This is a genomic window from Moritella yayanosii (assembly GCF_900465055.1).
GTDB classification, from domain to species: domain Bacteria; phylum Pseudomonadota; class Gammaproteobacteria; order Enterobacterales; family Moritellaceae; genus Moritella; species Moritella yayanosii.
This window is the reverse complement of record NZ_LS483250.1, coordinates 243,127-265,843: the sequence shown is the minus strand read 5'-3', so window position 1 is coordinate 265,843 and position 22,717 is coordinate 243,127. Positions and strand designations below refer to the sequence as shown.

Below are 22,717 nucleotides of genomic sequence, written 5' to 3'. Positions count from 1 at the left end.
TTATTGACAATTAAGCGCCAAGTGCAGTGCATTTATGCTACCTTGGCGTTTTCTGTATCTACTTCTATTTAATTTGGAGAAAATCATGTCGTTATCTATCAAGCCAGTGGTCATCGCAGTACTCGGCGGGCTACTTACTATGGCTGGTCCTGCTTATGCCGAAACCATCAAATTACGAATTCTAGAAACGACGGATATTCATACCAACGTAATGGATTATGACTATTACAAAAACAAGCCAACCGAGAAAACCGGCCTGGTGCGCACTGCAACACTGATAAGAGAAGCCCGTGCAGAAGTCGCTAATAGTGTACTTGTTGATAACGGTGATTTATTACAAGGTAGTCCAATGGGCGACTACATGGCAGATAAAGGCCTGCAACCCGGTGATGTACACCCAGTTTACAAAGCCATGAATCAACTTGGTTATGACGTCGGTAATTTAGGTAATCACGAATTTAACTACGGGTTAGATTTCTTAGACGAAGCAACAAATGACGCGAACTTCCCGTATATCAATGCCAATGTTATCGATCTTAAGACCGGTAAAAACATGTTTACCCCTTACATCATCAAAACCAATACCTTTACCGATACAGACGGCGTAGAGCACCAAGTTAAAATTGGTTACATCGGTTTTGTACCTCCGCAGATCTTAATCTGGGATAAGAAAAACCTAGAAGGTAAGGTTGAAGTGTTAGACATTAAACAAACCGCCGAAAAATTGGTGCCTCAAATGAAAGCGGAAGGCGCCGATATTATTATAGCTATCCCACATTCGGGTATTTCTGCAGACCCGTATAAAGTAATGGCTGAAAACTCAGTGTACTATCTAACGCAAGTACCGGGTATTGATGCCATTGCATTTGGTCATGCACACGCCGTATTCCCAAGTAAAACATTTGCTAAAATACCGGGTGTCGATATCGAAAAAGGCACCATCAATGGTATTCCAGCCGTGATGCCGGGTCGCTGGGGTGATCACCTAGGTATCATGGATCTGGTATTAGACAAACAAGGTGATTCTTGGAAAGTCACCAGTGCACAAACAGAAGCGCGCCCTATTTTTGATAAGTTAACGAAAACGCCATTAGTCGCTGCTGATGAAAAAATGCTGGCAGTATTGCAAGATGATCACAAGGCAACGCGTAATTTTGTAAACCAACCAATCGGTAAAGCCAGTGACGTGATGTACAGCTTCCTAGCGCTAGTACAAGACGATCCAACCATTCAGATTGTTAACCTAGCACAACAAGATTATGTAGAACGCTTTATTCAAGGCGACCCAGATCTAGATGGTATTCCAGTGCTTTCTGCGGCTGCACCGTTTAAAGCCGGCGGCCGTGGTAACGATCCAACTAACTTTACTGAAGTAGAGTCAGGTCAGTTAACCTTCCGTAACGCTGCCGATCTTTACCTTTACCCGAATACCCTAGTGGCCATGAAAGTAACAGGTAAAGAAGTAAAAGAATGGCTGGAATGCTCTGCCGGACAATTTAATCAAATCGACCTAAACAGCACGGCACCACAAGGGTTAATTAACTGGGAAGGTTTCCGCACTTATAACTATGATGTGATTGACGGTGTTAATTACGGCATCGATGTATCGCAACCAGCACGTTATGACGGTAACTGTAAACTGATCAACCCAGACTCAAATCGTATTACCGACTTAACCTTTGAAGGTAAAGCAGTAGACCCTGCACAGCCGTTCATTGTGGCGACCAATAACTACCGTGCTTACAGTGCTAAATTTGCCGGCACCGGTGAAGCATTTGTCGCCTTTGCTGCACCAGATGAAAACCGCACTGTGCTTGCTAATTACATTAGCCGCGTAAGTAAAGAACAAGGTCAAGTGACACCAAGTGCCGATAACAACTGGTACTTCACGCCATTACAAAGCAATAAGAAATTGACCATTACCTTCGAAACAGCACCAGGTAACAAAGCCGCGCAGTTCATCAAGGACAAAGGCCAATACCCAATGCAGTTTATTAAAGAAGACAAACTTGGTTTTGCGGTATACAGCTTAGATTTACAAAGCAAAAAATAACGCTTAACTTAATTAAATTAAACGTAAACGTGTAATACCGCAGCCAGTCTGCGGTATTTTTTTACCCAACAGCAAACCGTATACGATACCGGGCGCTAGCCACTGCTCAACGATGCAATATGAGTTAATTGCAACCCCGCATGTGTCTAGCTATACTTATTAATTTTCTCTCTAAATATCTCTTTTTTGAAAGGCTTAGGCAAATAATCATCGATACCGTACCATATCGCTCAATTTTATAACTCGACAGCCTTGTGTTATTTCCTTTTTGGCATGATTCATAGATAATTATCATCAACCTATCATTCAAGGCTAATAACTATGTCAAATATCCTCTTACTTGCGAACCTCAACTGTGACCGGGTGTTACAGCTGGATCGACCGTTAACAACGGGTGGCCGCCATTATTATGCTGATAATGGTCGACGCTTAGGTGGCGGTGGAGCCAATACCGGGTTAGGTTTGATTTATGCGGGTCATAAAGTGGCCTTAGTGAGCCAAGTTGGTAATGATAAAACCGCCGATTGGTTATTGGCAGAAGCCAGTATTCAGGGGCTAGATTGTAGTTTGCTACAGCGCAATGATCTCGATACACCAGAATTATTATTAGTCATGACACCGGATGGTGAGCGCACGATTATTCGTCCACAGCGTCCTATTTTTACTTTAGGTCCAGCCCCCGACTTTAGCCAATGGCAGGTGTTATATATTAACTCTTCAGCAGTCGGCTGCGAACTCTGGGCACAAGCTGCACTTGCACATACCTTAGTGATTGCGCAGTTAGCCAAAGACTGTCGACCACGTCCTTGCCATGTCTTGATCTCGTCAAAATCAGATATTAAAAACCATGGCATAGATGTCAATAACAGTGACGAACTATGGCAGTATGGTCAGCAGATCGCCAGTCACAGCTTACGTTATTTTATCATTACCGATGGCGATCAAGGCGCTGTCGCTTACAGTGAAAAAGGATCGGTGAGTGTGTCTTCCATTGCAGCACAAGTTATCGATACCACAGGGGCTGGGGATGCATTTGCGTCGGGATTAATTGATGGTTTACTCGCTAAGCAAGAGATAGCACAGGCCATGAAAACAGGCGCCGAATGGGCCGCGATTGCTGTCGCAACCGCCAGTTCGATCCCGGGCGCCGAGTTACAGAAGCACCTGGCCAAATAATCCCCTCTCACCTGAATTATATAATTAATCCCCTGCAAATATAAATGACAATTATTATCATTTATATTTGCATTTTAGTTTATTGTTCTTTATCATCTCTCGCCTCACATAACAAATAAACTGAAAAAATGAAAAAAACAGCATTATCTATCGCTTTCATGGGAATATTCATCAGTGCATGTAACGATTCTAATTCAACTTCGCCACAAATAACTACACCACAAATTGCTACGATAACAGCACATATCAAAAGCAGTGATATAGCGCCAGTATCTACAACTATGGTGAGTTTTTCAGCCCCAGGTATTATCGCTAGCAATGCCAGTAAAGTAACAGGTATCACAGCAACTTTTGGTGATGTGAGCATTAACCAAACAACAGGTGACATTACCTTCAAACCTTATGCATCATCTGCAACAAACGTATTAAGCGCTGAAATCATTGCAGCAAAATTCGATTATAAATTTGAAATTAGCTACAAAGTTGATAACACCATTTATCAACTTGATGGTTCGGTGTTACCGCTATATAACGATAAAGCGAATCAACCCGCAGTACGTTTTAGCAAGGTGAGCCTAGATGGCTCAGTGTTATCCGCAGAAGATCAAGCACGCCCAGCCAATACAAGTGATTGGAGTTGCGTAACAGATAACAGCAGTGAACTCATGTGGCAAGCACCACAAGCAAACGGCACATACGCATTCAATGAAACTTACTATTGGGGCGATCGCTCGATCAATCATCGTGAGTCTAGCGAAGCAAGCTGCGTACTTGATGGTAACTGCAATACCGACAACTTGGTTGTAAAAGCAAACGAGCAACGACTTTGTGGTAAATCGGATTGGCGTTTAGCGACCCGTACTGAATGGCAAACACTATTAGATAAAAAGCTTTTTGATGAAGACTCAAGACGATCACCAATCAACAACTTCTATTTCCCTTATGTCGACTCTAATTTTGATGAAGCGTATTGGACTGATTCATTTACTATTTATGCCAATGGTCATGATAACAAACCAACGGCTGGTGATTGGCAAGGCTCAAATGCCCTTGTTGGTGATGCACACGTGATGTGGATGGGTGAGGATTTTGACTTTGCTAACATGCCCCCCCGTTCAACCAATGAACCGCATTTCACTATGCTGGTGAACGGCACCGTTATTCCTGATATAAAAGACAATGACGTGCCAGAATTATCAACACAATTAACACCGCAAAATATAGCCGAAGGTGTTGACGAAAATATTAATTGGCAATCACGTTTTGTTAAACATGGTAATTTAGGCCAAGCACTAGCAGATCAAGACACAGCAAACTGGACTTGTACATCTGACCTTGCATACAGATCAGTGTTAGCGAATACACAAATCCTATGGCAACGGATCAATAAAGACGCACCACTGAAAGATTACGCACAAGCCGTTGAATACGCAAAACAAGTCAATAAATCTGCTATATGTGGACAAACCAACTGGCGCTTACCCACAGAAAATGAATTAAAAAGCCTATTGCTGAGTCCCCAACCATTCTTATATCGTGCTGGCTATATTACCAGTATACTTGATGACACCGTCGTAGAGGATAATAGCTATTACTGGACTTCGACTGTCGGCTCATATGAACCTGAAACAGAACACAGTGCCGTCGCATTTCAAGAGAAATATGCGGAAAGTAGTGACGAATTAAACACCCGTGAATACCGAGTACGCCTGATCTCTACAACGAGATTGCAACCATAATGCTAAAAGATACATTAAAAAGTATACAACGCCTGTCAGTGATCATCACTGGCTGTGCGTTGTTGGCTGCGTGTGGTAGTGACTCAGGTTCTAGCACTAGCACTGATTCTGGCACTGGTAGTCCAGACTCAACAGACAATACTAATACAGCTAAACAGCTGGTATTGAACCCTCGTATACAGCTAGCCCAAGGGCGTACGACTACTCAGCAGTACGCCTTAACGCCAACGCAAGAGTTACGACTGATTCAGCCTGGCCTGTATGGTAATGCCAGTGTTCAAGGCCATACGTTTACCTATCAGGCAAATGCCGACGCACAGGGTTCCGACCATGTAAAATTGGCCATAATATCAAATGATAAAATTGAGACTATCAACTGGCTGATTAGAGTGAATAAGCCCACACCTCGTTTCACCACATTAACACTTGGTGACAACAGTCAAAATAAGGCGTGGCAATGCATCAATGATACCAAGACCCATCAAGGTGTTATTTGGGCAACCCCACAACAACCAACAAAACAAACTTACGCTTGGGGTGATTGGTCACCGACCTTACCGGCTTTTCAAGCCCAATGTCAGTTCACCAATAGTGACAGTAACAGTCAAGCATGCACGACAGACCGATTGGTTGAATACGCCAATCAACAGAACTGGTGTGGTCGTAATGATTGGCGCTTACCAGAAAGCTATGAAGTAAAAGGGTTGGTCAGTGAACAAGATTATGCTCTCGATAATAATCAAGCCGCCATTGACCCATACTTTTTTGCAGCCACCAGATTTGAAAGTTATTGGTTGGCGAATGATAACAGTCAACCACATGCTGACAATATTGCACCGACATTAGATTTTGCAACTGGTCGCCATACGACTGTGATGCAAAACAAGCGTAAGCCTAAATCAGTGATGCTTGTTAGTGGTATCAAACGTGATACAACACTGCCATCAGAACAAAAAAAACCACAAGCAGAAAAAGACAGCTTTATACGGTTAGATAATATCGGTCAACCATTACCTAAAGCACTGCAAGATGATGACTACGCTGCTACACCTTGGCGTTGTTTAGACGATATGCGTGGATTAGTACGTGATAATTTCTATTTACGCGATAAGCAGTTCTCTTATGTATATTGGTTAACGCCAAATCCACAAGATATCACTAACACCAGCCAGCGGTTAGCAATACAAGCAGGTGTACCTAAGGCTATTGATGACGTTAATCAAGCGCAATTTTGTGGTCGAAATGATTGGAGGCTACCCACTGCCGATGAACTAGCGATGTTACTGTATAAAGGCGAGCAAGACAGTGATTACAGCTTGTTATATGCAACATCACTAAATCAACCTGAAAGCGGTGATTATTGGGTTAAAACCGCCTCTGGTTATGGCTTATATAGCTTACCCATGACTGTAACTTTACAGCCCAAATCAACGACTGATGCAGATACTGGACGTGTATTATTTATTGCGACTGAATTTGAAAACAGAGCGACAGAAGATCCCCGATCCATTAACAACCACGCTCAACCTGACTTCAATCGCCTAAGACAAGATTACGCCAGTAATAGTGATTATTGGCCAAAACCGTTTGTCGATGATACGGATAATTATCAAGAGTTGGGCACTATGCCTAAACCAAGTTTCCCTAACGACAACCCTTATAGTGAGTTAAAGGTATCGCTAGGTGAGAAACTCTTCTTTGACCCTTTTTTATCGCGTGCGGGTGATGTGTCATGTTCTAGCTGTCACGATCCAAAGCTCGGTTGGGGAGATGGGCAAGAAGTTTCCATTGGCCATGACCGTCAACGTGGCAAGCGTAACGCCCCGACGATTGTAAACAGTGCATTCTTACCTGTGTTGTTTTGGGATAGTCGCGCAGCAACATTAGAGCAACAAGCATTAATGCCAATTCAAGATCCAGTGGAAATGGCTGAAACTCTGCCACGTTTACTTTCTAAACTCAATGCGCATCCACAATATCCTGATCTGTTTAAACAAGCATTTCCCGAAAATACGATGAACACGGATATCACAGAACTACAATTAGGCATGGCTCTCGCCACCTTCCAGCGTACGATTATTAGTAACACCAGTCGTTTTGACACCTTCATTACTCAGGCTGATAGCACAGGTGATACGAGTGCATTGTCTGATAAAGAACTGTGGGGTTTAGATATCTTCCGCCGTAATGGACGCTGTGTTAATTGTCATATGAGTGCCGAGTTTACTGATCACAAAATGCAGAATGTCGGACTAACTTATTACCAGGGTTTTTATGAAGATCTGGGATTGTATAATGTGGATGGCAAACCAAGCAGTGTCGGTAAATTTAAAACTCCGTCATTACGCGATGTGATGAACAACCATCCATGGTTCCATAATGGTTTACTCGATACGATGGAAGGCGTTATCTCAATGTATTCAGCCGGCATGGCAGATAATGCCCCGTTTGGTTGGAATAAATACGATCCAACTTATCCAGTATTATCAAAACAGATTAGACCATTAAATCTGACGGTCGCGGAAGCAGAGGCATTACAAACCTTCTTAACCACGATCACGGCACCAACTCGCCAAACGCCAGCGACTAAATCTGAATTAGGTATTAATTAACAATATTAACGACTTAAATTATAAGTAGGTGTTATCCACTAGCACCTACTTATTTATTCTACTGAGCAGCAAGCGATTAGCGTTCGCCAACCAAATACAAATAAGTATGCTTAGCACTGTATTTGGGGGACATGTGGACGCCGTAATAACAAGGCACCTTGTGCTCACAGACTTGATTGATTACATCAAAACCCGCATTGATTTTGCGTATTGAAATAGGCTCTTTAGTGACGATAATCATCGCAGCGGAATCCGTAATCGTTGGGTCTGGAATGACGTTTTTCACCATATTCTGACTCATCGTACTATCATTTTCTGCTAGTACATCGGCAATTTCTTCACCGTCAGCTTCCAAAAATCGTAACGACTTAGAATTTGATACTAATGAAGAAATATCACTGATATTAAATTTAAGCAGTTTATTTTGATTTAACATCGACGCCATATGATTAATAAAACGCAGTGCAGCTAGCGTATGGTATGTATTTAGTTCATCAAAATTTAGCCAGATCGTGGCGATGTAATTATCATCAATGATCTTACGCCGAGAGGTAAAACCAGCGGAACGCATATGCGTGTGCTGGTAAATCACCACCACTAAATCTGATTGTAATAAATGGCTATCACGCGTGACATCATGTTCCGCAGTAATAGTGTGCAGGTCGATATCGTCATTATTTTCGATATCAACCAACAGAGGATGTTGTTCCATAAATGATAATACTGTAATGCGAACCAAATCGTCATTACGGTTTATAGTCTGACTCATGCGCTCTCCCTTTCATATCCTCAACTATGTTTACTATTATGGAGTAAAATAAGGAAAATCGTAGAAATTAATGATCATTTACACCTCAAACTGAATATTCACCTCTTTATAGGCATCTGCCCAGCGGTTTATATATTAAATCAGGGCGTTACTTTGTGTTACCACATTATAACCAATGGAATTTTATGGCCATTTTTCATGTAGAGCAAAGGCGCTAATACCAACCATCGAGATTCAGAGTATAAAACCCCCGACTTGCTCTATTTAATCAAAATCTTGATGCCCAGACTATCGAGTTCATGATTGCACACGGCGCTAAGGATATTCATGACTCAGAAACAGAGTTTGAAGCCTTGTTTTTGAAAAAGTTAAAAGACTAAACGTTGGGAGCTTGGATTTATCTAACGTTCGCGTTACAGAATGCGCTTGGTTATCACAATAAGTGAAACACTTAACTATCATTGTCTGTTGTGCAAGTTGATATGAAATAGTACAGGGGCTATATTGCCCCTGCACATTAACAAAAAGCAGAAGTTTAAGCTGGACCTGGCTATTTCCTTAATCGCTCAACAGCCGCCTTCAATTTTTCACGTTCGCGTCTGCGATTAGTTTTCAGATGATAATAATATTCAACAAACTGTTCATATGAACTACTTCTCAGAACGATCATACACAGCAACGGAAAGGCGATACTTATTGTATGCAGGGGCCAGTCAGCTAATCCTTCATAAATAAACCAAATTACATTGACTCCTAACTGAAAAGCACAGTTATAAACATTCCATTTGGAAAAAAATGCTAAGCCATGAATAACTATCATTCCATTAGGGATACAAACCAATAATGTTCCAATGACTGCACCACTAAACCAAATAATACCAAAGCTATCACCAGTATTAAACATCATCTCCAAAGCGAACATGGATAAACCACCACCCATAGTTAACAACATGATAACGGAGAGGCCAGCGAATATTATCTTAAAGCTCAATGATACGTAATCATCTTCGTTAGTGTTCAATGGTAAGCTCCTCATATAAACCGACTGCAAGTGTATTAACATTACCCGCCATTGCACTACCAGTAAAACTTAAGCTGGCACCAAGAGCATCTTTCAATTGAATAATAATTGCGTCAGAAATTTGTGTTTGTGAATAGCGCCTTTTGACATCACCAGTTCTTACTAACTGTTTATAAATTTTATTCGAAATACCTGGAATATTTTGTCGATAAATTTCTTTTGTTAATCTGGCCTTTTGTTGCCTCGTTAACCCTTTTAAAATATTAGGCATTGACTTACCTGTGATAGTTAACCTTTGCACCATTTTAATCGTAATGGCACCAGAAATAATAGCACCACCAAGTGAAACCACATCTAGTGCCGCCGATGTTTCTTGATACCACTCCTGACTATCTAACCAATCTAACTTATCTGGAACTTTAATTTCAGCCACAGTGCGGCCGAGTCCTACAAAGCATTGTAAAGTCGACGCTGCTGCAGCGGAATATCCTATATAAGTAACAACAGCACTAGCACCACCTGTCAGGGGTATTATACTTCCACTGCCAAAAACAACTACCCACGCAAGAACGGCCGAACTACAACTGAGAGCAGTTCCAACGGCCTCACCAACTAATTTTGATTCCCTTACATTACTTGTCAGCCTTGAAGTATAAGCCATAGGTGTAACATGTTTAGGAGGTTCTCGTAGTACAACATTAATTGGATTAATTCTACAATTTGAATTGAATTTTCTTAACGTTATAGTGACATTTTCAGCATCAATAAATATAACCCCAGCGCCCTCTGTTTCCGCAGTTGAATCTAATGCTTTGAATATCTTTTTAATATCTAAGCTCATATCAAGGCGTGAACGTAGGGTCGATGCTTTTAAAATTTCATAGGTATTTTGGCTAGTGTTTAATCCATCAATCATTATTTCATCCTTCCAGTAGGAGCCTTATTTTCTAAATAAGCTTACCTACCAACATTAAAACGTTAAAACCAATCGTTATTTTAGTGTTTTAATTTTACATTATTTACTGACGTTGAAAGAATGAAATAAGTACCATATTAATATGCGACTGCAACACAGGTCGCGTGCAAAACGGTATATGAAGTGATACTGGACCATATTATCCCTGCACATTAACAAAAAAGGCGATATGAATACCATATCGCCTTTATATTTTGCTAGATGTTAATTTAATTATTAACTAACGCTGCCTGTTTCCTTTCACCACGCTTGGCCAACGCATAATAAAATAACGGCGTCAGTAATAAGCCGAAGACGGTTACCCCGATCATCCCAGAGAATACCGCAACACCCATGGCCTGACGCATTTCAGAACCAGCCCCCGTCGACAACACCATCGGCACAACTCCCATGATAAATGCGAACGACGTCATCAAGATAGGCCGTAAACGTAATCTTGCCGATTCTAAAATTGCATCCAGCGTATTCATGCCCGAATCCTGTTTCTCTTTGGCGAATTCGACAATCAAAATAGCATTTTTAGTGGCCAGTCCGACTAATACAATCAAGCCAATTTGAGTGAAGATATTGTTATCACCGCCATACAGAAGTACCCCGCTGATGGCTGACAATATCGTCATCGGAATAATCAAGATGATCGCCAATGGCAAACTCAAGCTTTCATATTGCGCAGCTAACACCAAAAATACTAACAAGATAATCAATGGGAACACGATCATACCAGTATCACCGGCAATGATCTGCTGGTAGGTAATTTCAGTCCATTCGTAGCTCATCCCAACAGGCAAGGTCTCATCAAGGATCTTTTCAATCGCCGCCTGCGCCTGACCACTGCTGACACCCGGTGCTGGTCCCCCATTAATTTCGGCGGTAGTATACCCGTTATAGCGCATCACACGATCAGGGCCTGATGACTGCGTAATAGTAATAAATGAACCCAATGGCACCATCTCACCCTGTAGATTGGGTACTTTTAGCTGACTCACCTGCTCTGGTGTTTGTCGGAAGGATTCATCGGCTTGCATCTTCACCTGGTAGGTGCGGCCAAACAAGTTAAAATCATTCACGTAACTCGAGCCCATGTAGGTTTGCAAGGTTTGAAATATCTGGTCCAACGATACTCCTTGTTGCTTGGCTTTGGTACGGTCAATATCTAAATCAAGTTGTGGTACATTGACCTGATAACTCGAAAATATCCCAGTCAATTCCGGTGCTGCCCAAGCTTTATATAGCACTGCTTGGGTGGCTTTATACAAGGCTTCATAGCCTAAATTAGCTTTGTCCAGAATTTGTAAACGGAAACCGCCAATCGTCCCCAGCCCTTGCACTGGTGGTGGTGGGAAAATGGCAATAAAGGCATCTTCAATTCCGGCAAATTTTGCGTTCAGTTGCTGGGCAATGGCATTAGCACTCAAATCAGCCGTGGTTCTATTTTCAAACTCATCCAAGGTAACAAAAACAATACCTGAATTGGGACTGTTGGTGAAACCGTTAATACTTAATCCAGGAAATGCCACCGAATGTAATACCCCAGGATGCTCAAGGACAATATCAGACATTCTACGGATCACCGCCTCGGTGCGATCTAACGATGACGCATCGGGTAATTGCGCAAATGCCACCAAGTATTGTTTATCTTGTCCGGGTACGTAACCCGTCGGCGTTTGCGAAAATTGCACTCCCGTTAACACCACTAAACCAACATACAAGATGCCTATAATGCCGCCAAAACGAATGACTTTGCGCACCAACCAAGTATAGCGTTTCGATGCACGATTAAATAAACGGTTAAAAGGGTTAAATAACCAACCGCCTAACAGCTTGTCCATCGCACGGGTTAATCTATCTTTCGGCTCATCTCTGCCTTTTAACAATAACGCCGACAGTGCGGGGCTTAATGTCAGTGAGTTAATCGCCGAAATAAAGGTCGAGATAGTGATCGTTAACGCAAATTGCTTATAAAACTGCCCAGTCAAGCCACTCATAAAGGCAGTGGGAATAAATACCGCCGCGAGTACTAACGTCGTTGCCACAATCGGTCCGGTTACTTCTTTCATCGCTTTTTGCGTGGCCGCAACAGGATCTAAACCTTCCTCAATATTACGTTCGACATTTTCCACCACCACAATGGCGTCATCCACGACAATACCAATGGCTAACACCAGCCCAAATAAGGATAAAGCGTTTAATGAAAAGCCCATGAGATACATGAATGCAAACGTACCGACTAAGGACACAGGCACGGCAACCAATGGAATGATAGACGCGCGCCATGTTTGTAAAAACAGCACCACCACTAACACTACCAGTAATACCGCTTCGAACAGGGTTTTCACTACCGCTTCAATCGAACCACGTACAAAAACCGTCGGGTCATAAACAATGGCATAGTCTAAACCATCCGGGAAGTTCAGTGATAAGCGCTCCATAGTGGCACGTACATCATCCGAGATCTGGATCGCATTAGAGCCCGATGCTTGGAACACGCCCATCGCAATTGCTTCTTTATTATCAAGTAATGAACGCAGTGCATACGTTTGCGCACCAATCTCAACCCGTGCTACATCTTTTAAGCGGATGATCTCGCCCTGCCCGCCCACACGAATGATAATGTCTTCGAATTCTTCTGGGGTCGATAAACGCCCTTTCACATTAATCAGTAACTGAAAATCAGCGCCACTTGGCTGCGCACCTAAACTACCGGCAGCCGCTTGTTTATTCTGTTCACGCACTGCTTTTAAAATATCTGCTGGCGCGAGTCCCAGCGACGCTACTTTATTGGGATCGAGCCAAATACGTAAACTGTATTCACTCGCCCCAAACAAGTTTACTGCGCCAACGCCTTCGATACGTGCTAGTTCATCTTTTACGTTTAACGCTGCGTAGTTGGATAAATACAACATGTCATAACGGTTATCAGGCGCTATTAAATGCACCAACATAGTTAAATTGGGTGATGATTTTTTTGTTACCACCCCTAAACGCTGGACCTCTTCAGGTAATCGCGGTACCGCACGATCAACGCGACTTTGTACTTGGCTTTGGGCTTTATCAACATCGCTACCGATCTCAAACGTGACTGTTAATGTTAACAGACCATCCGAGGTGGCTTGTGAAGACATGTACAACATGTTTTCCACCCCATTAATGGCTTGCTCTAAGGGGGACGCGACGGTTTCGGCAATCACTTTCGGATTTGCTCCCGGATAACTTGCCGATACCACCACCGTTGGCGGCACCACTTCGGGATATTCAGTGATCGGCATTAAACCGACGGATATCGCACCCGAGATAAAAAACAGCAATGAGATCACGGCTGCAAAGATCGGTCTTTTAATAAAAAATTGAGAAAACATATTTATCTCACCACTCGTGTTAATACTAATTCGCGCGCTTGTTCTAATACCGCTTGGTCATGACGCAATGCCGATAAATTATCGGCTGTGGCCATTTCCACCATATTCGGTTCGATGACCATATTTGGCCGTACCTTTTGCAACCCATTCACCACAATCTGGTCGTCAGCAGATAAACCTTGGGTCACGATCCGCAGGCCTTGCACTTTTTCACCCAGTGAAATACCTCGGTATTGCAGTTTATTGTCAGCACCGACAACTAACACAAATTTGTTATTTAAGTCCGTACCAATGGCTTTATCGTCAATCAAAATTCCATTATAAGTGGCACTGCCGGCAATACGTAAACGGGTAAATAACCCCGGTAATAAATCACTGTCGAGATTAGCAAATCGCGCTCTGACCCGGATAGTACCCGTGTTGCGGTTAATCGCATTATCAACAAAATCAATCACACCGATATGGGTAAAATCACTTTCATTCGCCAACGCCATAAATACCGGGTTGCCATCAGAACGTTGATCGTTACGTTTATGCTGCGCCGTTAACTGCACATATTTAAGGTAGGTCTGTTCATCAACATCAAAATAAGCATACATATGCGCGGTTGATACCAGACTGGTTAACTGTGTTTTCCCCGCAGTCACATAGTTACCCATAGTGACGCTGGCATAAGAAACACGTCCAGAAATAGGCGCTTTAACCCGCGTATAAGCAAGATCGAGTTCGGCACTCATTAACGTGGCTTTAACCGAAGCGACTTCCGCCGTGGTTTGATGCATATTCGCTTGGCGGGTCTCGATTAACTCTTCTGAAACAGCATTTTTGTTATATAATTTAAAAGCACGCTGATAATCATTTTTCGCCAATTTCTCAGCCACTGTCGCACTGCTTAATTTCGCTTTTAAGCGCAGTACTTCCGCCGTAAAAACATTGGGATCGATTTGGAATAAAATAGCGCCTTTTTTCACTAAGGCCCCGGCATCAAAATTCACTGAATTGATATAACCAGACACCCGAGGGATCAGGGTGACCTGTTCGGGTGCTTCTAAACGGCCAGTAAATTCGTCCCATTCCGTGACGGGTTCGTTTATCACCTTGGCAACACTCACTTTGGGTGCTGGTAGACTCTGAGTTTGCGATTGTGGCGATTGTTCACTACCACACGCGGTTAATACCAGCGCTGTTAAGCTGGTGATCATAAATGTGCGAAATATATTACTTGTTGTCATGTGATGGTGTCCCTTCGTTACACTGTTTTGCAATCCGCAAATCAAGATAATGAGTGTCTGTTGATACGGCGCTTATTGCACAGCATTGGTCTATCATTTCATACCAATTGGTATGCTTTTTATGTGCAAGTTAATAAAACCTTTACATACCGATAGGTACAAATTATTATGTACCGATCGGTATGTTATACAATTTTCAAATAGAGTCAATCGTTTTCGTCTGTAAAGACACTGGACAGAAGACAACACTCTGTCTATCCTATGCGCATAAATGAAGGTAATAAAAGGTCTAAAAAATATGTCTAAAACAAGTTGCGTTGGTCGCCCTAAAGGCTTCGATGTTGATGACGTCTTAGAGAAGGCATTAGTGGTATTTTGGGCTAAAGGTTATGAAGGCGCGTCACTGAGTGATCTCACCAAAGCCATGGGGATCAACAAGCCCAGCCTGTATTCAACCTTTGGTAATAAAGAAGGATTATTCCTTAAAGCAGTGGATTTATATGAACAAAGACCCTGTGGTTATTTCCGTCCAGCATTAGAAGAAGCAACGGCCAAAGCGGTTATTACAGCCATGCTCAATGGTGCAGCGAAAAGTTTAGCCGATCACAATAACCCCCAAGGTTGCATGCTTATTCAAAGTGCGTTAACGGGCAGTGATGACTGTGAATCAGTAAAGCAGGCATTGATAAGTCGCCGCCGGAATCATCAAAACGAACTAAAAATACGCTTGGAACTTGCCCAACAACAAGGGGATTTGACCACGGAGTACAGTGCTGAATCGCTTGCGCAATACTTAGCGACTATAATTCAGGGCATGACGATCCAAGCAACGGACTGCAGCAGCGCAGCAGAGTTACAGAACATCGCCGATCTTGCCCTCAGTCATTTTCCCGGATTAGAGCAAAATTAAGCAATCAAGTCACGGTGTGATTAGTAACTGTAGTCGGCCACTAATTGCATCACGGTATAATGATGTACAAACTTGTATAACAAGGTGCTTATTGAGTAGTAACTAGATTTGACACTCCTCTACGTGAACGAAGAGGATTCTTGGCGTCATCGGTTCGTGCATTGCAACATTAGATTACGTTAGTCTTCTCGAACCTCTTACAAGCATTTAATGTGTAGTAGGTAGCATCGCTTCGCCAGAATGACTTACATCCCCGGCATAAATGACGGGGTTTTACGTCAAAGATGATAAAAAGTTCGTTTTATTCATATGAAAACGAGCATGAGCATAGCGTCCTACGAATCCCCCCAGCCCCAATCACCTGACAGGTAGTCAGGTATCAGTAATATCTTATCAATAAATACAAAGGCTTACCTTAATTATTTATGGCCGACACCGTGTAAATAAAGTACAATCCTCCGCATTAAACAATACACGCACTTTTAAATATCGAAAATATACATGATGATGGAGAAAAATAGATGCATTTAGGTTTTAAAGAGAGAATTAACATTAGTGTTGCCATATTGGTAACGATCTCTATGGTAACACTGGGTATTCTTAATATTAATACCTTAAAACAGGAAATGGTCGGCAATCTTACGAACATCACAACAAATAAAGTTGAACGCCACGCCTCTCAGATTACAAACTGGATAACCGCCCAAATTACCGTTATAAATAACAGTAGCCCTCACTTTTCTCAGCAGTTAAGCACTAATGAAAACTTAAGCTTAGTACGCATTATCGCCGAATCCAGCAGCATGTCAAATGTTGCAGTTGCTTACGAAAATGGCACTACATTTGTAGCTAAGGGTGGTGATGACGGTGTTTTACCTGTTTCGGACACATTCAAACAGCGAGCCTGGTATAAGCTAGCCCAAAGTACGAGGAAAACCTCTGTCACCGATATTTATATTGATTCCATCACAAAAAAACAGGTCATCAGTATAGCAACCCCAATATATGACAATGGCAGGTTCTCTGGCGTCTTACTGGGCGATTTACAATTAGATCGCGTTATCAGACAAATACAGAAGATCCGCTTCGCCGGCGGTGCAGCTACATTAGTCGATAATAACAATGTGTTTATTGCCAGTGATGATCCCAACGATTTAGGCAAAACCCCTTCACAGGTCGACCCTGTATTTACCCCGCTAGAACGAGCATTTGATGCACAAGATCAAGGGATGATTAGCTTCTTCTATCTCGATACCAATTTTGACGGATATTTTAAACGTATTAACTTAACCGACAATGTGCATTGGACCCTGATGGTCTTTATCGATAACGCTACTGTTATGTCAAAAATTAATACCGTAATAACAGAATCAATTTTCACCGGCATAGCACTCATTTTATTAAGTATTTTTGCCATTGTAATTATTGTAAAACGTATCTACACACCTATTCTGCATCTGAAAACAGCAGTACTTGATCTGGCCAGTGGTAATGGCGATCTGACACGCAGATTGGAAGTCCACGGCCAAGATGATCTGGCCGATATTAGTCAGGGGTTTAATGATTTTGTTAGCAATCTGCAAAACATGATGTTGCAGGTTGTAGCATCCACAGAGGATATCTCGGCCAATGTGGACCAGCTAAGTGCTTCAGCACAACAAAATGAGACAGTGTTATTGTCTCACGCTAGTGAAACAGAGCAGATTGTGACCGCTATCCATGAGATGAGTGCAACAGCAACCTCAGTGGCAGAAAGTATTCAACAATCTGCCGAAATCGCCGAATTGACCAAACAAGAAGCAACGCGCTCTCAAATTGTGGTGAACAATGCAGTGAACAGTGTGGCATCTTTGGTCGACGAGGTTGATGACATGGCACAGCGCATTCAAGCGACAAACGACGACGCACATCAGATTGGAACTGTACTTTCAGTCATTGGTGGTATTGCCGATCAAACCAACCTACTTGCTTTAAATGCAGCTATTGAAGCCGCCCGTGCCGGTGAGCAAGGGCGTGGATTTGCCGTAGTTGCGGATGAAGTCCGGGCGCTTGCCGCTAGAACACAAGAAAGTACCGCAGAAATTAACGACATGTTGACTAAATTGTTGAGTGGTACCACAACTGTCGTTGAAGCGATGGAGACCACAAAATTAAGTTGTCAGGCTACGGCAAAAACCACTGCTGAAGTGTCTGGCAGTTTAGATAACATGAGTGCTTCTGTCATTCAGATCGATGATCTCGGTTCTCAAATCGCTACGGCAGCGGAAGAGCAAAGCTCTGTTGCTGAAGAGGTCAACCGTAACATGTTGGCTATTCAAGCAATTGTCGCCGAGTTGGTTCAAAGTGGCCGTAATAACGTCGAAGCAACAGAATCCCTTGCCCAATCCAATCAGAAATTATTCCAACTGGTTAGTCAGTTCAAATTACAGTCCGCTCATCGTTAATACGCTGAACGTTATATAGACAAGCAACTTGCCTTGTAAAGGATTTATTATGAGAAAAACGTGTTTAAATTTGCTAAATGAAGATGTGGTTAATCAAATATCACCTCACTTCCAGCAGCTTTATCAGGAAGTATTTGCCGATTATTTTTCCCGCGATCCAGCCCGCTGGCCGGTTTTTGCAGAGCCCGGGTTTGCGTCAATGATCGAATTCCGAACGCTGCAGTTATCACAGGATCAACGTTTATCCGCCTATCCAAACGGACCAGAACTGCAGCAAGAATTACTTGAAAACTCAACCATGCCAACAGGTCGTAAAAAACCAAATGGCAAGAGTGACGACATGCTAGCATTTGCTGCAGCACTCTCTAAAAACTGGGAAAACCCGTCATCGGTAGAAAACGTGGTCACTATGCCCTGTGATCCGGCTATCTACGGGTCGATGATGGGCACGCTAGCTAACCCTAACCTGGTTTACAGCGAGTATTCTGGAATGGCTGATCAACTGGAAAAAAATGTGGTACGTCAAATTGCCAGCCTAGTAGATTACGATGTAACTCAGGCAACGGGCCTATTCACCCAGGGCGGTACTTTTTGTAATCTATACGGTTACCTGCTTGGCTTGCGAAAATCACTGCCAAATGCCAAGTTTACCGGTATGGGCATGATTGAGGATTACCGCATTTTAAATTCTCAAGGCGGACATTATTCCAATATGACCAATCTGTCTCTACTTGGTGTTGATATTCGCAATAAAACACTCCGAATCAAGGTGACAGATAGCCACGATATCGATTTAGATGATATGGAACAGCAGCTTCGCGCCTGTTTTACGGTTAACTGCCGAGTGCCTACAATTATGCTAACGATGGGCACAACCGATACTTTTGCGGTAGATCAGGTCAAGCTAGTGTACGATCTTCGCAACCGATTATGTGAAGAATATGAAGTAAGCGTTAAACCGCATATTCATGTGGATGCGGCTGTCGGCTGGTCAATGATCTTTTTTAATAGCTACGATTTTGCCAATAACCCACTAGAGATTAATCAGGCAACATTAATCGGTATTGAACGGACAATGGAACGCGTGAAAGAACTGAAATATGCCGATTCCTTTACGGTCGATTTCCAAAAGTGGGGCTACGTTCCTTACACTTCTAGCCTGATCATGATAAAAAACAAAGACGACATGAAAGCGCTGGAAAATGATCCAGAAAATTTCTCTTATTTTGAGCATGACCTGCAAGGGCAAACTCATCTTCAGTCGACGATTGAATGTTCTCGAGGCGCGGCGGGTCTGTTTGGTGCCTATTCAGCATTGAAGTATATGGGTTTAGAGGGTTATCAGATAATACTGTCGCACTGTTTACAAAACGCCAATTACTTCCGTAGTGAATTGTTAAAACTTGGCTGCGTACGCTTGATCACCCCAGAAAACCAGGGACCAAGCGTAGGATTCAGACTGTATAATCCAGCATTGGTTACTGACGTAGATGCCGAATTTGAAATAGAGCAACAGTGCATGACTAATCCTGATTATGCAGAGCGTTTACTCAGAAATAATAGCTGGCATCGCGAGATATTTAATCAGTGTGGCAAGGTTGGCTTGTACACCAACTGGGTTGAGTTCATTTCCCGTTCCGCCTATAACGAGTATGATAAGTACACGTATATTCCAGGAGAGAAAGCGGTATTCATGAATCCGGCAACGGGTCGAAAACAGATCGATACGTTCATCGCTAACATCCGTCGCGTAATCGGCTGTTAGCATGTTATTCTGTTAACTTAATGCCCTTGGCTGCTTCAGCCAAGGGCATTTTTTCTGATGATGGAGAAGCGTTCTGTTCATGTCATGTTCCCAGTCAGGATAGCACCGCAGTATATGCTCACAGCCCTCAAATAAAACAAAACTGTCTTACCGACTATGCTTAAAACAACCACTCACAACACTATGCACAATAATTTGAAAGCAGCGGATCCAACAACGTTCAACGACATCTTCACTCAACTGCAGCAGCATTATGGGCACCTGCCCTGGTGGCCCGCCGACACTGAATATGAAATGATGGTGGGCGCGATATTGACCCAGAATACCAACTGGAAAAACGTGGAAAAAGCACTGGCGAATTTAGCTGGGCACTTAACTGGAAAAATAGCACCACAGCAGATACTGGCGATGCCCCTCGATACGCTAGCCCAACTTATCCGTTCCAGTGGTTACTACAACCAAAAAGCCATCAAACTCAAAGCGCTGACGCTCTGGTATCAAAAGTATGATTTTGACATCAGCCAAGCTCGCTGTATCGAAGGGGCAACCTTACGTATTGAGTTATTGGCCGTTAACGGGATTGGCCCGGAAACGGCTGACAGTATTTTAGTTTATGCGCTGGATAAACCTTTTTTCATTATCGACAATTATACCCGCCGCATCCTGCACCGCATCGGCTTCGAACTGCCAACTGGTTATGACAAACTCCGATTGCTGCTAGAGCAGAACATCCCACGAAACATCACCACCTATCAGCAATATCATGCTTTGCTGGTTGAACACGCCAAACGCTACTGCACTAAAATACCTCAATGTCAGCATTGCCCGCTTTATTGCTGTTGCCAGAAAAATATTGAATGACTCTGACAATTCACAGTATCAGGTCATCAGGTTTAACATAAGACGCAACCAAAATAATCACAGTACCAACAAAACCAGCGATAAGATACCACACTGCAAGTTTCCTATCTAACGGTCTAGACAGCCTCTTTGCTGCTTCTGCATCAACTAATATATAATTTTTTAATACACCGGCCGGTAAAGCGATGACCATTGCATAACTAACAGCCCGAGCCCCCATCCCATCCCATTGTGGCGGTTCTTTGCCCTCTTTTTTCATCTCACGCTCTATATAACTCATGGATATACGTGCAAAGCATATCCATGAAATGCCAAATATTAAAAAAGAAATACCACCTAAGATAAGTAGCTTATGGTATAAGTCCATCATAATTCCTTAATTAAACCATCTGAAACTGGAGCTTGTATCGTACACATATTCGGCAAAATCCTGACCAAACTCATCACCTGCTTTTGCTACCTCGTAGCCTACCGCAAGGCCAATACCAATAGCAATAACCCAACCAAACGGTGTTGCAGCCAAAAACACAGTCGCAACACCCGTTGCAACTTGCCCAGCATAGATTCCAAAGCCACCAGCGAAACCAAACCCCGCAGTTTGTGTCACTAAACTACGTTGCCAATCCTTTCCTTCATTATAATCTGAGTAAACATCAATCCCTCTAAGCCCAGCATCAAGAAAAAGCAGACTATTCCCAGCAAACTTAACATGTTGACTAAAGCGACCCAACTTGGCTATTTCATTGGCATTATTGAGTTTTAGCGGTGCATCCGTTCTTGCCCCTTTAGCTAGTCCCATACCACGCTGCGCATTAGACCAAATAGAACCTTTACTACCTTTACCCATTGGCATATATCGTCTTAATTCAGACTGAAATTGCTGATTAAGAGTTTGGTGTGCCTCATTGGCAATCGCCTCTAATCTCATTAACTGAAATTTGGGTAATTTGTTTTTGTATGCTGCGCGTAGTGCTTCTAAAGTTTGTTGGTATTCAGTAATTAATTTGGCGAAAATAGTTGAACGAGTACTAACAGCGGTTAGCCCTGCACCAGTAAAACCAATCGCTTCTTTTTCGATGACTGGCAGCGCTTTATTACGCGCAAACGCAGCGCCTTGCGCCGGCAGTGGTAATATCTCGTTATTGTAAAACGACGACAAAGAAAGCAATAAATCACTGCCATAAGCGGCATTTAAATCGCTAATCGTTTTCCGGCTTTGAGGCGGTAATAATTGCAGTTGCTTTAGCATCTGCTGCAAATGTGGTGACACCGGTGTGCGAGCCGCATAGCTTGAATCAGAACGCGAAATATACGCAGTGCCTTTATATAAAATGTCAGAATTAATATGCGCATTATCTTTAAGAAAAAGATCTCTTTTATTTTCGTCGTTCGCAATACAAGGCAGTATCATTCCCGTTCTAGCGCTAATACAAATTTCCATGGCCATAAATTATTCCTTTAAAATATGAAAAACCATCAATATGCGGGGGTGAAAACGACGACATCAACCGTACGCTATTGATTTGTACTGCATTTTATCACTTAAACATTACATCAACACCTGATCCAAGCATGGTTAAAGTACTAATTTTAATAAGCTCTTTATATAACCGGTTGTTCAATGCAATGATAGTTATTTAGTTACCCATGAATAATTATGTTTAATGCCCATCAATAGCGGTTATGACTCAGGTGGGTCCGGCTCAATGGAAATGGGGGCGATATAGAATCGCAGTTGATATGATCGACTTTACAAATAACTTGAGGTGGATATCGAACGCTAGAGGTTAATCATCCGTTAAC

At 42.6% G+C, this 22,717-nt stretch carries 15 protein-coding genes; 8 read left to right on the top strand and 7 right to left on the bottom strand.

Going from position 1 to position 22,717, the window contains the following annotated elements; genetic code table 11:
* Positions 1 to 85: 85 nt before the first annotated feature.
* The 4 genes from MORIYA_RS01210 to MORIYA_RS01195 all read left to right on the top strand — a co-directional run bounded on the left by MORIYA_RS01210 (position 86) and on the right by MORIYA_RS01195 (position 7,580).
* A complete protein-coding gene (locus tag MORIYA_RS01210) occupies positions 86 to 2,053 on the top strand; it encodes a bifunctional 2',3'-cyclic-nucleotide 2'-phosphodiesterase/3'-nucleotidase (RefSeq protein WP_112711987.1) in 1,968 nt (655 codons plus the stop codon).
* 321 nt (positions 2,054 to 2,374) lie between these two features.
* On the top strand, positions 2,375 to 3,229 hold the full coding sequence (locus tag MORIYA_RS01205) for a PfkB family carbohydrate kinase (protein WP_112711985.1): 855 nt from the start codon (positions 2,375 to 2,377) through the stop codon (positions 3,227 to 3,229).
* Positions 3,230 to 3,357: 128 nt separating this feature from the next.
* Positions 3,358 to 4,968, top strand: a complete 1,611-nt coding sequence (locus tag MORIYA_RS01200) for an Lcl domain-containing protein (protein ID WP_112711983.1) — start codon at positions 3,358 to 3,360, stop codon at positions 4,966 to 4,968.
* Complete coding sequence (locus tag MORIYA_RS01195) at positions 4,968 to 7,580, top strand: cytochrome c peroxidase (RefSeq protein WP_112711981.1); 2,613 nt, start codon at positions 4,968 to 4,970, stop codon at positions 7,578 to 7,580. Before MORIYA_RS01200 ends, MORIYA_RS01195 begins: the two co-directional genes overlap by 1 nt.
* Before the next feature lie 76 nt (positions 7,581 to 7,656).
* On the opposite strand, the gene MORIYA_RS01190 is transcribed toward MORIYA_RS01195, so the two are convergent.
* From MORIYA_RS01190 to MORIYA_RS01170, 5 genes are all read right to left on the bottom strand, one after another.
* Positions 7,657 to 8,349: a hypothetical protein gene (locus MORIYA_RS01190; RefSeq protein ID WP_112711979.1), complete on the bottom strand. Its 693-nt coding sequence runs from the start codon at positions 8,347 to 8,349 to the stop codon at positions 7,657 to 7,659.
* Positions 8,350 to 8,899: 550 nt separating this feature from the next.
* Positions 8,900 to 9,370 (bottom strand): hypothetical protein, encoded by a 471-nt coding sequence (locus MORIYA_RS01185; protein ID WP_112711977.1) that lies wholly within the window; start codon positions 9,368 to 9,370, stop codon positions 8,900 to 8,902.
* The gene (locus MORIYA_RS01180; protein ID WP_112711975.1) at positions 9,360 to 10,286 is read right to left on the bottom strand and encodes a hypothetical protein; all 927 of its coding nucleotides are present in this window, start codon (positions 10,284 to 10,286) and stop codon (positions 9,360 to 9,362) included. Before MORIYA_RS01180 ends, MORIYA_RS01185 begins: the two co-directional genes overlap by 11 nt.
* A 269-nt stretch (positions 10,287 to 10,555) precedes the next feature.
* Positions 10,556 to 13,702 (bottom strand): efflux RND transporter permease subunit, encoded by a 3,147-nt coding sequence (locus MORIYA_RS01175; RefSeq protein WP_112711973.1) that lies wholly within the window; start codon positions 13,700 to 13,702, stop codon positions 10,556 to 10,558.
* A gap of 2 nt (positions 13,703 to 13,704) precedes the next feature.
* Positions 13,705 to 14,934, bottom strand: coding sequence for an efflux RND transporter periplasmic adaptor subunit (locus MORIYA_RS01170; RefSeq protein WP_112711971.1), 1,230 nt, complete (start codon positions 14,932 to 14,934; stop codon positions 13,705 to 13,707).
* 298 nt (positions 14,935 to 15,232) lie between these two features.
* On the opposite strand from MORIYA_RS01170, the gene MORIYA_RS01165 reads away from it, so the two are divergent.
* The 4 genes from MORIYA_RS01165 to MORIYA_RS01150 all read left to right on the top strand — a co-directional run bounded on the left by MORIYA_RS01165 (position 15,233) and on the right by MORIYA_RS01150 (position 20,914).
* On the top strand, positions 15,233 to 15,844 hold the full coding sequence (locus tag MORIYA_RS01165) for a TetR/AcrR family transcriptional regulator (RefSeq protein ID WP_112711969.1): 612 nt from the start codon (positions 15,233 to 15,235) through the stop codon (positions 15,842 to 15,844).
* A 521-nt stretch (positions 15,845 to 16,365) separates the two neighbouring features.
* Entirely contained in the window at positions 16,366 to 18,288 is a 1,923-nt protein-coding gene (locus tag MORIYA_RS01160; RefSeq protein ID WP_112711967.1) for a methyl-accepting chemotaxis protein, read from the top strand.
* Positions 18,289 to 18,337: 49 nt separating this feature from the next.
* Positions 18,338 to 20,053 (top strand): pyridoxal phosphate-dependent decarboxylase family protein, encoded by a 1,716-nt coding sequence (locus MORIYA_RS01155; RefSeq protein ID WP_112711965.1) that lies wholly within the window; start codon positions 18,338 to 18,340, stop codon positions 20,051 to 20,053.
* 156 nt (positions 20,054 to 20,209) lie between these two features.
* Positions 20,210 to 20,914, top strand: a complete 705-nt coding sequence (locus tag MORIYA_RS01150) for an endonuclease III domain-containing protein (protein WP_112711963.1) — start codon at positions 20,210 to 20,212, stop codon at positions 20,912 to 20,914.
* 10 nt (positions 20,915 to 20,924) lie between these two features.
* Here MORIYA_RS01150 and MORIYA_RS01145 read toward each other — a convergent pair whose 3' ends face one another.
* Together MORIYA_RS01145 and MORIYA_RS01140 are read right to left on the bottom strand one after the other, a co-directional pair.
* Positions 20,925 to 21,284, bottom strand: a complete 360-nt coding sequence (locus tag MORIYA_RS01145; RefSeq protein WP_162629212.1) for a hypothetical protein — start codon at positions 21,282 to 21,284, stop codon at positions 20,925 to 20,927.
* Positions 21,285 to 21,290: 6 nt separating this feature from the next.
* Positions 21,291 to 22,361, bottom strand: a complete 1,071-nt coding sequence (locus MORIYA_RS01140) for a hypothetical protein (RefSeq protein WP_112711959.1) — start codon at positions 22,359 to 22,361, stop codon at positions 21,291 to 21,293.
* Positions 22,362 to 22,717: the final 356 nt, after the last annotated feature.

Excerpts from the sequence above, each read along its gene's own strand:
- MORIYA_RS01210 (WP_112711987.1), top strand. The coding sequence starts at position 86 with ATGTCGTTATCTATCAAGCCAGTGGTCATCGCAGTACTCGGCGGGCTA.
- MORIYA_RS01205 (WP_112711985.1), top strand. The coding sequence starts at position 2,375 with ATGTCAAATATCCTCTTACTTGCGAACCTCAACTGTGACCGGGTGTTA.
- MORIYA_RS01200 (WP_112711983.1), top strand. The coding sequence starts at position 3,358 with ATGAAAAAAACAGCATTATCTATCGCTTTCATGGGAATATTCATCAGT.
- MORIYA_RS01195 (WP_112711981.1), top strand. The coding sequence starts at position 4,968 with ATGCTAAAAGATACATTAAAAAGTATACAACGCCTGTCAGTGATCATC.
- MORIYA_RS01190 (WP_112711979.1), bottom strand. The coding sequence starts at position 8,349 with ATGAGTCAGACTATAAACCGTAATGACGATTTGGTTCGCATTACAGTA.
- MORIYA_RS01180 (WP_112711975.1), bottom strand. The coding sequence starts at position 10,286 with ATGATTGATGGATTAAACACTAGCCAAAATACCTATGAAATTTTAAAA.
- MORIYA_RS01175 (WP_112711973.1), bottom strand. The coding sequence starts at position 13,702 with ATGTTTTCTCAATTTTTTATTAAAAGACCGATCTTTGCAGCCGTGATC.
- MORIYA_RS01170 (WP_112711971.1), bottom strand. The coding sequence starts at position 14,934 with ATGACAACAAGTAATATATTTCGCACATTTATGATCACCAGCTTAACA.
- MORIYA_RS01165 (WP_112711969.1), top strand. The coding sequence starts at position 15,233 with ATGTCTAAAACAAGTTGCGTTGGTCGCCCTAAAGGCTTCGATGTTGAT.
- MORIYA_RS01160 (WP_112711967.1), top strand. The coding sequence starts at position 16,366 with ATGCATTTAGGTTTTAAAGAGAGAATTAACATTAGTGTTGCCATATTG.
- MORIYA_RS01155 (WP_112711965.1), top strand. The coding sequence starts at position 18,338 with ATGAGAAAAACGTGTTTAAATTTGCTAAATGAAGATGTGGTTAATCAA.
- MORIYA_RS01150 (WP_112711963.1), top strand. The coding sequence starts at position 20,210 with ATGCTTAAAACAACCACTCACAACACTATGCACAATAATTTGAAAGCA.
- MORIYA_RS01145 (WP_162629212.1), bottom strand. The coding sequence starts at position 21,284 with ATGATGGACTTATACCATAAGCTACTTATCTTAGGTGGTATTTCTTTT.
- MORIYA_RS01140 (WP_112711959.1), bottom strand. The coding sequence starts at position 22,361 with ATGGCCATGGAAATTTGTATTAGCGCTAGAACGGGAATGATACTGCCT.